We start from the raw sequence: 13562 nt of genomic DNA, 5'->3' as shown, positions 1-13562 counted from the left end.
GGAGCGGCAGCGCGCGACAAAGCAGCAGCGGGAACCCCGACCGACGCCGGCGCATCCACTTGGCAGCCATGTGTCCGCCTACCGAAGGAGCACCGACGTGAGACTGTTCGCACCCGAGCTGGCACCCGATCTCGACCTGGTCGACATCCACGGCCAGCCGATCATGACCAGCAGCCGCGGCCGCCTCACCCTGCTGTCGTTCTTCCGCGACGCCGCCTGCCCGTTCTGCAATTTCCGCATCTACGAGCTGACCGGCCGGCACGCGGAACTGGCCGAGCGCGGACTGGACATCGTCGCCGTGTTCAGCGCCTCGCGGGCGGACGTGCTGCGCTTCGCCGGACACCGGCCGCGCCCGTTCCAGATCGCCGCCGACCCCACGTCGAGCGCGCACGAGCTCTACGGCATCGAGCGCTCGCTGTGGCGCAAGCTGAAGGCGATCGCGACGCGCGTGCCGACCCTGCTCAAGGGCATGCGCCTGGTCGGCCTGGCCGGTCTCAACACCGGCAACCTGATGCCGGCCGACTTCCTGATCGACGAGCACGGCCACATCGTGGAGGCGTACTACGGCCGCGATGCCGGCGACCGCATCCCGCTGGAGCGGGTCGAACAGTTCCTCGCCCACCCCCGGGCCAGACGCGCGGCGTAGCGTCCATCACCGCTACTGGCAGCAGCGCCGACAATGGTTCACCATGCCGGCACCGCCACGGGGGAAACGCATCATGACGACCGAATTGTGCATGCTGGTGTGGAGCGTCGTGCTGGGACTGGTGCAGGTTGCGCTTGCCGCGACCTGCACGGTCGGCCAGCGTGGACTGGGCTGGACCGCCAGCCCGCGCGACGAGATCAAGCCGCCGCTCGGCGGCATCGGCGGCCGGCTGGACCGCGCCCGCGCGAATTTCCTGGAAACCTTCCCGCTGTTCGTCGCCGTGGTGCTGGCCGCACACCTGCTGCAGCGCCACGACCACATGACCGTGCTCGGCGCCCAGCTCTACTTCTGGGCCCGGCTGGCCTACGTGCCGGCGTACGCCGCCGGTATTCCCTACCTGCGCACGCTGATCTGGGCGGTGAGCATCGTCGGCATCGTGCTGGTGCTGACGGCGTTGTTCTGAACCAGCGCGTCGGCCCGGAGCCGACAGAACGGCGGGGACCGCCAACGCCAGACGGTCCGCTCAGTAGCGCGGAATCCCCGCCTTGTGGCACTGCGCCAACCACTTGCGTGCGGTCGCGGCGCCGGCCACATCGCGCGCCTGCAGGCGCATCTCCACCACGGTCTGCCAGTTGCGCGCGCACAGCGGGCCCAGCCGGGGGCCGAGCGACCACGACTTGTGGGCCAGTGTTTCGGCCTCGGAGAAATCCTTCAGGCGCACCGCCACCTCGGCACGCTCCTGCAGCAGGTCGGGCGAATCCGGGTTGAGCTTGAGCGCCTGGTCGAGCTTGGCCGCGGCGTCCGCGTACTTGCCGGTCTGCTCGTCACGCCTGGCCACATCCTGCAACGCGGTGACGCCGGGATCGCGCAGCGGGTTCACGTCGATGATGGATTTCTCGCGATCGCCAGCGGCGCGGATCGCCGCCACCTGGTCATAGGTCGGCACGGGCGGACGCGAGTCTACCGGTGCTGGCGTGGTGGCGAACATGCTGCAGCCGGCCAGCAGGCCGGTGGCCAGCAGCAGCGACGGCAGGGAAGAACGTTTGCTCAGGTACGACATGCTCAGTGGTTTCCGCTTGGTACGACGGGCGCGAGGGAGGTCGTGCCCGTGGAAGGTGGATTGTTGGCGCCGCCGAACAGGCTTTGCCAGAAACAGCCTTCGGTATCGGCCGACAAGGTGCCGGCGATCACCGGCACCTGCTGCGCGCCTGCGCATTGCGGCTCGGTGCGCTTGCCGCTGGAGGGGTTGATCCAGGCCATCTCCAGCCCTTCGCCGGGCGCAGCCGACAACGGCCGGCTCGGCAGCTTGGCGAACAGGTCGCGCCAGGCGCGCAGGCCGCCGCTGGCGCCGAACAGGGTGGTCGGCTTGTTGTCGTCGCGGCCCATCCAGAACACCGCCAGGTGCTCGCCGGTGAAACCGGCGAACCAGCTGTCGCGCATGTCGTTGCTGGTGCCGGTCTTGCCGGCAGCGTGCAGCGAGGCCAGCGCGGAGTTGCCCAGCGCGCTGGCGGTGCCGTACTCGGCCACCTGTTGCATCGCCCAGGTGATCAGGCGCACCGCTTCCTGGTATTCGCCCTTGCCAGCCTGCACCTGGTAACGCTTGATCGTGCGGCCGTTGCCGTCGAGTACGCCACGCACCGCCACCAGCGGCAGCGCATGCCCGTCGGCGGCGAGGTACTGGTACAGCTGGGTCAGCTGCAGCGGCGCCAGGTCGAGCGCGCCGATCAGCAGCGACGGGCTGGGGTTGATGTCACCGATGCCGAACGATTTCAGGAACGCCTGGATCCGCGGCAGGCCCACCTGCAGCCCGAGGTGGATCGTCGCCAGGTTCCACGAATGCGCCAGCGCATCGACCATGATCAGCGGATCGTGGCTGCGGTGGTCGTCGTTCTGCGGCGTCCAGTAGCTGCCGTCGGGCTGGCGCAAGCTGACCGGACCGTCGTCCATCATGCTGGCCAGGTTCCAGCGCTCGGGCTGGGTCAGCGCCACCAGGTAGACGAACGGCTTGATCGTCGAGCCGATCGGCCGGCGCGCATCGAGCGCACGGTTGAAGCCCTGTTCGCCCGGTGTCTTGCTGCCGACCACGGCCAGCACGCTACCGGTCTGCGCGCTGGTCACCACTGCCGCCGCCTGCACGCCGTCGCCGCGCTTGCCAAGGCCTTTCAGCGTGCTGCTGATCGCCTGCTCGGTGTACAGCTGCGCGGCCGGATCGAGCGTGGTGAAGATCGACAGGTTGCCCTCGCGCAGCGCCTCTTCGTCGAAGTCGGCGGTGATCTGCTTGCGCACCAGGTCCATGAAGGCGGGGAAGCGATTGTGCGGCAGCTGGCCGTTCTCGACGATGTCCAGTGGCGCCGCCTGCGCGGCATTAAGCTGCCCCGCGCTGATCAGGTTGGTCGCGAAGAATTCCTGCAGCACCAGGTTGCGCCGGGCCAGCGCGCGCTGCGGCGAGCGGCGCGGGTCGTAATAGCTCGGCCCCTTCACCATGCCCACCAGCAGTGCGATCTCCTGCGGCCGCAGGTCTTCCAGCCGGCGCCCGAAGTAGAACTCCGACGCCGCCGCGAAACCGTGCACCGCCTGGCCGCCCTGCTGGCCGAGGAACACGTCGTTGACGTAGGCCTCCAGGATGCGCCCCTTGCTGTAATGCGCCTCCAGCAGCAGCGACATCAGCGCCTCGTTGATCTTGCGCGTGAGGTTCTGGTCGCGGCTGAGGAACAGGTTGCGCACCAGTTGCTGGGTCAGCGTGGAGCCGCCCTGCACGGTATGCCCGGCGCGCAGGTTGGCGAACGCGGCGCGCGCGATCGCGCTCAGGTCGATGCCGATGTGGTGGTTGAAGTCGCGATCCTCGACCGCCTGCAGGCCGCTGACCAGCAGCGGCGGCACGTCGGCCAGGTGCACGAAGCGGCGCTCTTCCTGGCTGGCGCCGTACAACGTGGCGATGCGCGCCGGGTCCAGGTGGGCCAGCTCGATCGGCTTGCCGCTGGCCGCGTCCTGCACCGACTGCACCACGCCCCGGCCCAGCGTGACGCGGATGCGCTTGGGCAGCTCGCCGCCGTCCGGGCCGGCATAGCCGCGCGAGGAAATCGTGTAGCGCGCGCCCTGCCTCACCCAGCTGCCGGCAATCTGGCCCTTGCCATCGTTGCTGTAGCCGGCGAAGGTCAGCTCCAGCTCCAGCGCCGCGCTCGTCATCGGCGTGTCGGCCGCCAGCGGCAGCGGCCGCGCGTAGACCCTGGTGGGCACGGCGAATACCAGGTCGTTGAAGCGGTCCTGCACCCGCTTGTTCAGCACCAGCGTGTACGGCAGCACGAAGCCGACCAGCAGGCCCATGCCGATCCAGAACGGGATGCGCAACCAGGGCCAGCAGCGGCGCGCAAGCTCGCGAATACGGGTCAAGAAGGCCAACGTGGGGAAATCCGGTTGTCGAGTGGTTCGATCATAGGGCCTGCTACCCGGCGGGCATATGAACGCAGCGGGCGGTTTCGTGACCGAACGCGGGCAATGTGGCGCGCGATCAGTGCGGCGGTTGCCACATCGCGGGGTCGGGGTGGAACGGGCGCGGGCGAATGCCGAGCAGGTGCTGCAGTTCGCCGTTGTCGGCAACCAGGTCGCTGTCCAGCCGGCTCAGCGGGCCGCGCAACGGCGGCAGCGTGCGCTGAGCCAGCCGCAGCAGCCAGGCCGGCAGCGGCAACGGCACGGTGCTGCACGAGAGACTGCGGCGCACCCGCGCGAACATCTCGCCGGAACGCAGCCGCTCGCCACCGCCGATCGGCAGGATCCGCCCGGCCGCGGCCGGGCATTCCAGCGCGGCCAGCACCGCCTGCGCGATGTCGTCCGCGTGCACCGGCTGGCGCAGGCCGCGACCGGATGGCAGCGGGAACAGCCGCAGCCGCATCGCACGCCGGGCGATCGGGGTGAGGCTCTTGTCCAGACCGGCACCATAGACCAGGGTCGGCCGCAGCACGGTCCAGGCGCAACCGTGGCGCTCGCAGGCGGCGGCCAGCGCCGCTTCGCCGTCGCGCAGTTGGCGCGCCAGGGTGCGCTCGGCCGGCACGCCGGAATCGCGTTTGGTTTCGGCGCTCATCGAGCTGGTGGCGATCACCCGCGGCGCGTCGGCCAAGCTGGCCTGCGCCAGCCAGTCGGCCAGCCCCTGCAGCGGACCAAAGCTGATGATTGCCGACAGCGGCGGCAGCGCCGGCACGCGGTCGGGCAAGGTTCCCTGCAGCCATGCCACGCCAGCTTGCGCGGGCCGCGGTTGCCGGCTCAGGGCGAGCACCGCCTCACCGCTGGTGAGCAGGCGCGGCAACAGGAAGTGGCCGATCTGGCTGCTGCCGCCGAACACCAGCACCGTCATGCCGCGCTCACCCACCGCCCTGCAGGCGGGCGCCCAGGTCGAGCACGCGCGGGTTGGCAGGGGCCAGCTTGCGCGCACGCTCCAGCGACTGGCTGGCGCCGATGCGGTCGCCACGGCCCAGTTGCTGCTCGGCCTGGTCCAGCCACGCGCCGGCCAGCCGGTTGCCCAGTGCGCCTTGCGCAGCATCGCCCGGCGCCAGCTCGGCCAGGTTCGCCAGCATGTCGCCGGCCTTGCCCAGGTTGCCGGCGGCAAGCGCCTGGTTGAATTGCTGCTCGACCTGGCCGGGCAAGGCCTGCAGGCCGTGCAGCGCCGCCTCGCTGTTGCCGTCGATCGCCAGCGCGCTGCGGTACAGGTCGTACGCACTGTCGCCGGGCGGCATCATGATGTCGCCGTTGTTGGTGGCCACCTGTGCACGCTGCACCAGCCGCGCCACCGCCGCGCTCTGCTGCGGCGACACCGCGGTCGGGGCGACCGGCATCGGTGCGTTGCCCACGGCTGCTGGTGCGGCCGGCGACGACGACGTCCGCTCCAGCCGTGCGCGCGCCGCGGCCAGGTCGGCCGATTTCGGCGCCAGTTCCGCCGCCTGGTCGAGCAGCTTCCGCGCCTGCGTCGTGTCGCCATCGTCGAGCGCGGCGTTCGCCTGCACGGTCAACGCCTGCGCTACCTGGCCGAGGCCGACGTGCGCCTGGGCGTTGTCCGGATCGAGCTTCAGCGCGGCCTGGAAGTGGGCCAGCGCGGTGTCGTCGCCACTGCCGACGATGCGGCCGGCGCGCAGTGCTTCCTGACCGGCCTTGAGCGCCGCGTCCAGCGTGCCGTTGTCCTGCTTGCGCGTCTGCGCCTGCAGCGCGCGCAGCGCCGGCAGCGCGCCGTTGTTCGGCTGCAGTGCGGCCAGTTGCTCGATGCGCGCGTCGGCGGTCGCGCTGTCCTTCGCGTCCAGCGCCGCGCGGGCCTGCACCGCCAGCGCGTAGCCGACCTGGTCGAGCCCATGCGCGGCCACCGCATTGTCGGGGGTGGCGCGCAGCACGCGCTGGTACAGCGCACCGGCGCCCTCGGGGCCGTCCAGCTTGCCGGCGGCCAGCGCCTGCTGCGCCTGGTCGACCAGGTCCACCGTGTGCACCTGCGCGGCACGGGCAGCGGCGATCGCGCGGTCGAGGCGATCGATGTCGCTGCCGCCACCGAGCAGCTCGCGAGCCACCGTCGCCTGTTGCGCGGCCTGGGCCAGCTGGCCCGCCTGCAGCGCGGCATCGGCCTGCACCAGCATGGCCTGGCCGACCCGGCGCAGGCCGTCGCGGGCGCGGTCGTTGTCCGGCTCCAGCGCCGCCGCGGCCTGGAACAGCTCGCGCGCACTGGTGCCGTCCTGGCCGTCCAGACGGCCATCCTGCAAGGCCTGCTGTGCCTGGGTCAGTACCGTGTTGAAGTCGGTGCGCGGCAGCATCCCGCGCAGGCGGTTCTGGTTGAGCCAGAGCGCGCCGACAGCCACCAGCGCCACCAGCAGCAACAGCAACGCGCCCCGGCCACGACGCTGCCTGTGCCGCCGCGGCGCGGTCGCCCTGCCGTAGGGTCGGCGCGGTTCGACCGGAACCTGCGGCAGGCCGTCCGCGGCCGGCGCGGGCGGGGCATCCAGCCGATCGAGATCACCCAGGGTGGGCTCGGTGCGTATCGGTGGATGTTCGTCGTGCTGGTCGCGGCGTCCGCTCATGGTTCATGGCTGTGAAGGCTGTCGATGCAGCTTAGCATCGGGCCGCCAGCCGCCGTTCCGCCCGCGCGCCGGCATTGCGTGGTCATTCAGCCGGTGCCGACCCGGCGCACGTCGAGCACGTTCGGCAGCGCCTGCAGCTTGCCCAGCAGGGTCGACAGCTGCTCGAAGTCGCGCACGCGCAGGGTGAAGCGCATCTCCACCTCGCCGGTATGCACGAACAGCCGGCTGGACGAGGCGATGATGTGGGTACCGGCGTTGCTGACCACGCCGGTGACGTCCTTCTGCAGGCCCTTGCGGTCGTAGCCGCGCAGCTCGATGTCGACCTCATAGGCCTGCGCCGCGGCGCTGCCCCAGCTCACTTCGATCACCCGGTCCGGATCGCGCGCGGTGAGCCGCGCCAGGCTGCCGCAATCGGCGCGATGCACCGAGACGCCGCGGCCCTTGGTGATGAAACCGCGCACCGGGTCGCCGGGCAGCGGCTGGCAGCAGCGCGCCAGTGTGGTCAGCAGGTTGCCGATGCCTTCGATGCGCAAGGCGCTGTGGTCGAGCGTGGCGTGGCGCGAAGACACCGGCGCGCTCGACTGGGTGACCTCGGGCTCCGGTGGTTGCGCCGCCTCCTGCAGCACGCGGGCGATCTGCCCGGGAGTGATCTCGCCCAGCGCCAGCGCGATCAGCAGCTCGTCCTGGCTTTTCAGGTGGAAGTGCGCCGGCAGCTTGCCCACGTCCGCATTCGACAGCGCCAGCCGCTTCAGTTCGCGCTCGAACATGCCGCGACCGGCCGCGAGGTTGGCGTCGTGGGCGATCCGGCGGAACCACGCGCGCAGCTTGTCCTTCGCCCGCGAGGTATTGAGGTAGCCATGATGCGGCGACAGCCAGTCGCGGCTGGGATCGGCCACCTTGCCGGTGAGGATCTCCACCCGGTCGCCGCTTTGCGGCTGGAAGGTCAGCGGCACGATGCGGCCGTTGACCTTGGCGCCGCGGCAGCGATGGCCCACCTCGGTATGCACCAGGTAGGCGAAGTCCAGCACGGTGGCGCCGCGCGCCAGGTCGAACACCTCGCCCTTCGGGGTCAGCAGGTAGACGCGGTCCTCCAGCAGCTCGGTCTGCAGCTCGGCGGCCAGCGTGCTGTCGTCCTCGCCGCGCGGCTCCAGCAGCTTGCGCATCCAGGCGATCTTCGCCTCGAACTCGGCGTCGGCGCTGCCGCCTTCCTTGTAGCGCCAGTGCGCGGCCACGCCCAGTTCGTTGGCGCGGTGCATGTCGTGGGTGCGGATCTGCACTTCCAGCGTCTTGCCCTGCGGCCCGATCACCGCGGTATGCAGCGACTGGTAGCCGTTCGCCTTGGGCCGCGCGATGTAGTCGTCGAACTCGCCCGGCAGGTGCGGCCACAACGAGTGCACCACGCCCAGCGCGGCGTAGCAGTCGGTGATGTTGCCGACCAGCACGCGCACCGCGCGAATGTCGTACAGGTCGGAGAAGTCCAGCGCCTTGCGCTGCATCTTCTTCCAGATCGAGTAGATGTGCTTCGGCCGCCCGGCCAGCTCGGCCTGGATGCCGGCCGCGGCCAGCGCGCGCTGCAGCTCGGCCAGCGAGTCGCGGATGAACGCCTCGCGATCGGCGCGGCGCTCGTCGAGCAGGTTGGCGATGCGGCGGTAGGTGTCCGGCTGCAGGTAGCGGAACGCCAGGTCCTCCAGCTCCCACTTCAGCTGCCAGATGCCGAGCCGGTTCGCCAGCGGCGCGTGGATGTCACGGGTCAGCCGTGCCAGCGCCTGCCGCTCGCCCTCCGGCAGCGCCGGTGCCGCGCGCATCCGCGCCAGCTGCCGCGCCAGCAGCACGAACACCACGCGCAGGTCGCGCACGATCGCCAGCAGCAGCCGGCGCAGGCCCTCGGCTGCGCCCTGCGGCGGTCGCTGCGCATGCAGCGCCCATACCTGCTCGGCCGCCTGCTGGCCGTCGACCAGCCGCTGCAGCTCGCCCGGCAACGCCGCACGACGCTGCACCCATAACGCGGGATCGACCCGTGCCAGCTCGAACCACAGCGCCGCCGCCTGGGTCTGCGCATCGCAGCCGAGCATGCCGAGCAGGTCCAGCACGTCGGTGCACTCGGTCTGGTCCACCGCTCGCGTGGCGCAAGCCTCCAGCGCGTCGGCCAGCAGCGGCGGCAGCGTGCCGGCGCGTTCGCGCCAGCGGGACAGGGCAGATGGTTCGGTGATCGGGGCCATGGACAGTCAGCTCGGGTCTTGCCCGGCCATGGTAGCCGCTGCCGGGTCGTACCGGCCGCGCTGCGCACGAATCGCCGCGTGCCCCTTGGCGACAGGCCCGCCGGCCGCGCAGAATCGGCGCTTACGTTCCGTTGCCCCGAGGATGCACCCATGCCGAACCGCCCCCGCCACCTGACCTTGCCGCTGCTGCTGGCACTGTCGCTGGGCTGCCTGTCCGTGCAGGCGCAGCAGGCCAACGGCCTGCAACAACGCATGGGCGATGCCGAATTCAAGGCTGCTGGACTGGACAAGCTGTCGGCGCAGGAGTTGCAGAATCTCGACGACTGGCTGAGCAAGCACGGCAAGACCACCACCAAGATGGTCGACACCAGCGGCCAGCCGGTGTTCTACGAACCGAAGCAGAAGCGCAGCAAGTTCAACGCCCGCCTGGTCGGGCACTTCAGCGGCTGGCACGGCCACGACGAATTCACCCTGGACAATGGCCAGTCGTGGAAGCAGATCGGCTCGGACGCGCCCGACTGCATGAGCGCCGACAACCCGGCGGTCAAGGTCAAGCCGTCGCTGTTCGACAGCTGGCTGATGTACGTGGACGGCTGCAACGGCAGCGTGCACGTGCGGCGGACGCGCTGAGCGACCGGCTCAATCCAGCAGCGCCAGCGCCTTCGCCAGCCGCTTGGCCGAGACCGGTTCGGCGGTCTTCAGCTCCTGCGCGAACAGCGACACGCGCCACTCCTCGATCAGCCAGCGCAGCTCGGCCAGCGCGACGGGATCGGCGCCGGCGGCGCGCTGCTGCAGGTACGCGCGCCAGTACGGCAGCACCTGCAGCAGGCGCTGCTGGTCCTTCGCCGGGTCCTGGCGCAGCCGTTCGCCGCGCAGACGCATCGCCTTGAGGTAGCGCGGATAGTGCGCCAGCCGTGATGGCGGCAGCTCGCGCAGGAAACCGGGCACCAGCAGCGCGTCGAACTGCTCGCGCAGGTCGTCGTAGCTGGCGCGGGCGAAACCCAGTAGCAGCGGCTCCAGCCACGGCTTCAGCTCGGCCTGCGCGTCGATCACCGGTTCCGCCAGCTTCAGCCGCTCGACGCCAGCGCCGAACAGTTCGCGCGCGCACTGCGTGCGCAGCGCCTCGAACGTGCCGGCGCTGCGCACGTCCAGCTCGTGGCGCGCCAGCAGGTCGGCGAAGCCGCCTTCGAGCAGGTCCTCGCGCAGACTGTCCACGCTGCCGAGCGGTGCGTACTTCAGCGCCAGCGCGTTGCCGATCGGCAATCGCCGGCGCGCCTGCTTCGCCTCGCTGGCCAGCGCGTTGCGCAGCAGGCGCACCACGCCGCCGGCATGCGCCGCGCGCGCCTCGTCGCTGCGCTCGAACACGCGCAGCGCCACCGTCTCGCCGAGGTCGACCAGCGCCGGGAACGCGGCGAGGCCGCCGTCCGAACGCACCTGTGCAGGGATCGCCTCGAAATCCCAGTGAGCCACGTCTTCGCGGGTCAGTTCGATGTCGGTCTTGCGCGAGAACGCCTCGCGCGCCTGGCCTTCCCACTGGCCGCGCAAGGTGGCCAGGTCGCGGCCGCCGGCCAGCGTCTTGCCACGCTCGTCGTGCAGGCGATAACGCATCAGGAAGTGTGGCGACAGTTCGACGCCGGCGAATTCGCCGGCAGTGATATCGACGCCGGTGGTGCGCTTCAGGAACGCTGCCAGCGCCTTCGCCAGTGGCTCGTCACGCGGCGACTCGGCTTCGACGAAGGCGCGCGCGAAATCCGGTGCGGGCACGAAGTTGCGGCGCAAGGCTTTCGGCAGGCCGCGGATCAACTCGGCCACCTTGTCGGCCAGCAGGCCGGGCACCAGCCATTCGCAGCGGGCGGGCGGCAGTGCGTTCAACATCGCCAGCGGCAGCTGCAGGGTGACACCGTCGGCCTCGTCGCCGGGGACGAAGCGGTATTCGAGCTTGTACCTCTGCGGTGGGATCTCCAGCACCGCGGGGAACGCTTTCGCATCCAGCCCCGCACCACCGGCCATCACCTCGTCCAGCGACCAGCGCAGCGCCGCCTGCTCGGCCGGACGGGCCTTGCGATACCACGCGTCCAGCGCACGACTGCTGGCGATGTCTTGCGGCAGCTTGCCCTCGAAGAACGCGACCAGCTCGTCCTCGTGGCGGATCAGCCCTTCGCGACGCTGCTTCGCCTCGATGCCCAGCGCCTCCTCCAGCACGCGCTGGTTGGCGCGCACGAAATCCGCGGCTGCTCCTGCGCGTCCTGCGCCCGCAGCACCTGGCCTTCCATGGCCGGCGCTGTCGATGTCGCCGCGCACCAGCGCCTCACGCAGGAAGATCGCGTGGGCCAGCGCCGGATCCTGCTGCTGGAAGGTGACTGGCCGCTTCTCCACCAGCACCAGGCCGAACAGGCTGACCTGTTCGTAAGCCACCACGCAGCCACGCTTCTTCGACCAGTGCGCATCGCGGCAATGCATGCGCAACAGGTGCGCCGCCTGCTGCTCGATCCACAGCGGCTCGACCCGCGCGTTGGCCATGCCCCACACGCGCCCACCGACGTCGAGGATCTGTGCGGAGAAGATCCAGTTGGGTGGCGCCTTGGCCAGTGCGGAGCCGGGGAAGACCTGGAACTTGCGCTCGCGCGTGCTCTGGTAGATGCCCTTCTCATCCTTGCTACCGACCTGAGTGGGCAGGCCAGCGAGCAGGGAGCGATGGACGGATTCGTACAACCGCTCGGCGACGTCGACGCTCTCGCTCCCTCCCCTGCTCGCAGGGGAGGGCTGGGGTGGGGTTCGCTTTTGACTTTGTGCAACAAGATCAAGAGCGCCACCCCCTCCCAACCTCCCCCTGCGCGCAGGGGGAGGAGCAGAGCGTGCAGCTTGCGGCTGTCCATCCATCACCCACCCCAACTCCCCCACCACCAGCAACAGCTGCCGATGCAGCTCGCGCCATTCGCGCATGCGCATGAAGCTGAGGAAGTGCCGCGAACACCAGTCGCGCAGTTTCGACTGGGTCAGTTCCTCGTGCGCGTCGTGGTAGGCGCGCCACAGGTTCAGCACACCGGCGAAGTCGGATTTCGGATCGGCGAACACGGCGTGCGCCGTATCGGCCTGTTGCCTTGCATCGCCCGGGCGCTCGCGCGGGTCCTGGATGCTGAGGAAGCTGACAATGACGAGCAGCTCGCGCAGCGCGTGCAGCTGCTCGCCCTCGACCAGCATGCGCGCCAGCTGCACGTCGATCGGCAGGCGCGCCAGGGTGCGGCCGATCGCGGTGAGCCTGCGCGCCTCGTCGATCGCGGAAATCTCGGTGAGCCGGCGGAAGCCGTCGGCGACCACGCGCGGGTCGGGTGCTTCCAGGAACGGGAAGTCGTCCACCTCGCCCAGCTTCAGCGCCAGCATGCGCAGGATCACGTTGGCCAGCGACGAACGCAGCAGTTCCGGATCGGTGAACGCGGCGCGGCCGGCGAAATCCGCCTCGTCGTACAGGCGATAGCAGATGCCCGGCCCGACGCGGCCGCAGCGACCCTTGCGCTGGTCCGCAGCCGCCTGCGAGATCGGCTCGACATGCAGCCGTTCGAGCTGGCTGCGCTGGCTGTAGCGCTTCACCCGCGCGGTGCCGGTGTCGATCACGTAGCGGATGCGCGGCACGGTGAGCGAGGTCTCGGCCACGTTGGTGGCCAGCACCACGCGGCGCTTCACGCCGGGCTTGAACACGCGGTCCTGGTCGCCGGCGGACAGCCGTGCGTACAGCGGCATGATCTCGGTCTCGCGGTACTGCCGGCGCGACAGCAGCTGGTGCGCGTCGCGGATCTCGCGCTCGCCGGGCAGGAACACCAGCACGTCGCCGCGTGGGTCGTCGTGGCTGATCTCGTCGAGCACCGCGGCGATGTGTTCGGCGCTGCCCTGCTGCATGTCCTTGTTGCGCCCCTGTCGCGCGACTATTTCATCGAGCGAGCGCCAGCGCGTTTCGACCGGATAAGCGCGCCCCTCCACCTCGACCACCGGCGCGCCGCCGAAATGCTCGGCAAACCTGGCGGTGTCGATCGTGGCCGAGGTGACGATGATCTTCAGCTCCGGCCGCTTCGATGCCAGCCGTTTCAGGTAGCCGAGCAGGAAGTCGATGTTCAGGCTGCGCTCGTGCGCCTCGTCGATGATGATGGTGTCGTAGGCGCTGAGCCACGGATCACCCTGGGTCTCGGCCAGCAGGATGCCGTCAGTCATGAACTTGATCAGGCTGCGCTCGGACACCTGGTCGTTGAAGCGCACCTGGAAACCCACGATCTCGCCCAGCGGCGTGCCCAGTTCCTCCGCCACGCGGCGCGCCACCGAGCGCGCGGCCAGCCGGCGCGGCTGGGTGCAGCCGATCATGCCGGCCTCGCCACGGCCGGCGGCCAGGCACAGCTTGGGCAGCTGGGTGGTCTTGCCCGAGCCGGTCTCGCCGGCGATCACCACCACCTGGTGCTCACGGATCAGCTTGACGATGTCCTCGCCGCGCGCACTGATCGGCAGCGATTCATCGAGCTGGATGGCAGGCTTGGCGGCGGCACGGGCACGGCGCCTGGCCGCGGAGCGCTCGATATCCGCGCGCAGTGCCGCCAGCTTGTTCTCGTCGGGTCGGCGTGACAGGCCGCACCAGCGCCCCAGCAGGCGGCCGAAGTCACGGCTGGA

Annotated in this window: 9 protein-coding genes; 3 read left to right on the top strand and 6 right to left on the bottom strand. The window is 70.4% G+C overall.

The features are described from left to right. Positions 1-97: 97 nt before the first annotated feature. The gene (locus tag IMW82_RS17205) at positions 98-646 is read left to right on the top strand and encodes a redoxin domain-containing protein (protein ID WP_211005454.1); all 549 of its coding nucleotides are present in this window, start codon (positions 98-100) and stop codon (positions 644-646) included. Between the two features lie 73 nt (positions 647-719). After that, positions 720-1109: an MAPEG family protein gene (locus IMW82_RS17200; protein ID WP_108472775.1), complete on the top strand. Its 390-nt coding sequence runs from the start codon at positions 720-722 to the stop codon at positions 1107-1109. Positions 1110-1169: 60 nt separating this feature from the next. On the opposite strand, the gene IMW82_RS17195 is transcribed toward IMW82_RS17200, so the two are convergent. The 5 genes from IMW82_RS17195 to IMW82_RS17175 form a co-directional block, all read right to left on the bottom strand. After that, a complete protein-coding gene (locus IMW82_RS17195; protein ID WP_211005453.1) occupies positions 1170-1706 on the bottom strand; it encodes a tetratricopeptide repeat protein in 537 nt (178 codons plus the stop codon). A gap of 2 nt (positions 1707-1708) precedes the next feature. Further along, positions 1709-4045 (bottom strand): penicillin-binding protein 1B, encoded by a 2337-nt coding sequence (mrcB, locus tag IMW82_RS17190; protein ID WP_211005452.1) that lies wholly within the window; start codon positions 4043-4045, stop codon positions 1709-1711. A gap of 109 nt (positions 4046-4154) precedes the next feature. After that, positions 4155-4994, bottom strand: coding sequence for an NAD-dependent epimerase/dehydratase family protein (locus IMW82_RS17185; protein ID WP_211005451.1), 840 nt, complete (start codon positions 4992-4994; stop codon positions 4155-4157). Positions 4995-5001: 7 nt separating this feature from the next. Next, complete coding sequence (locus IMW82_RS17180) at positions 5002-6693, bottom strand: tetratricopeptide repeat protein (protein ID WP_211005450.1); 1692 nt, start codon at positions 6691-6693, stop codon at positions 5002-5004. 86 nt (positions 6694-6779) lie between these two features. Continuing rightward, positions 6780-8912 (bottom strand): bifunctional (p)ppGpp synthetase/guanosine-3',5'-bis(diphosphate) 3'-pyrophosphohydrolase, encoded by a 2133-nt coding sequence (locus IMW82_RS17175; protein ID WP_211005449.1) that lies wholly within the window; start codon positions 8910-8912, stop codon positions 6780-6782. A gap of 150 nt (positions 8913-9062) precedes the next feature. On the opposite strand from IMW82_RS17175, the gene IMW82_RS17170 reads away from it, so the two are divergent. Beyond that, on the top strand, positions 9063-9542 hold the full coding sequence (locus IMW82_RS17170) for a hypothetical protein (protein WP_211005448.1): 480 nt from the start codon (positions 9063-9065) through the stop codon (positions 9540-9542). Between the two features lie 9 nt (positions 9543-9551). On the opposite strand, the gene hrpA is transcribed toward IMW82_RS17170, so the two are convergent. Continuing rightward, the coding region (hrpA, locus tag IMW82_RS17165) for an ATP-dependent RNA helicase HrpA (RefSeq protein ID WP_211200296.1) at positions 9552-13562 on the bottom strand (4011 nt) is incomplete at its 5' end.

Source organism: Rhodanobacter sp. B2A1Ga4 (assembly GCF_018101315.1).
Classification (GTDB): Bacteria; Pseudomonadota; Gammaproteobacteria; order Xanthomonadales; family Rhodanobacteraceae; genus Rhodanobacter; species Rhodanobacter thiooxydans_A.
This window is presented reverse-complemented; position numbering and strand designations above follow the sequence as displayed.

Excerpts from the sequence above, each read along its gene's own strand:
- IMW82_RS17200 (WP_108472775.1), top strand. The coding sequence starts at position 720 with ATGACGACCGAATTGTGCATGCTGGTGTGGAGCGTCGTGCTGGGACTG.
- IMW82_RS17195 (WP_211005453.1), bottom strand. The coding sequence starts at position 1,706 with ATGTCGTACCTGAGCAAACGTTCTTCCCTGCCGTCGCTGCTGCTGGCC.
- IMW82_RS17185 (WP_211005451.1), bottom strand. The coding sequence starts at position 4,994 with ATGACGGTGCTGGTGTTCGGCGGCAGCAGCCAGATCGGCCACTTCCTG.
- IMW82_RS17180 (WP_211005450.1), bottom strand. The coding sequence starts at position 6,693 with ATGAGCGGACGCCGCGACCAGCACGACGAACATCCACCGATACGCACC.
- IMW82_RS17175 (WP_211005449.1), bottom strand. The coding sequence starts at position 8,912 with ATGGCCCCGATCACCGAACCATCTGCCCTGTCCCGCTGGCGCGAACGC.
- IMW82_RS17170 (WP_211005448.1), top strand. The coding sequence starts at position 9,063 with ATGCCGAACCGCCCCCGCCACCTGACCTTGCCGCTGCTGCTGGCACTG.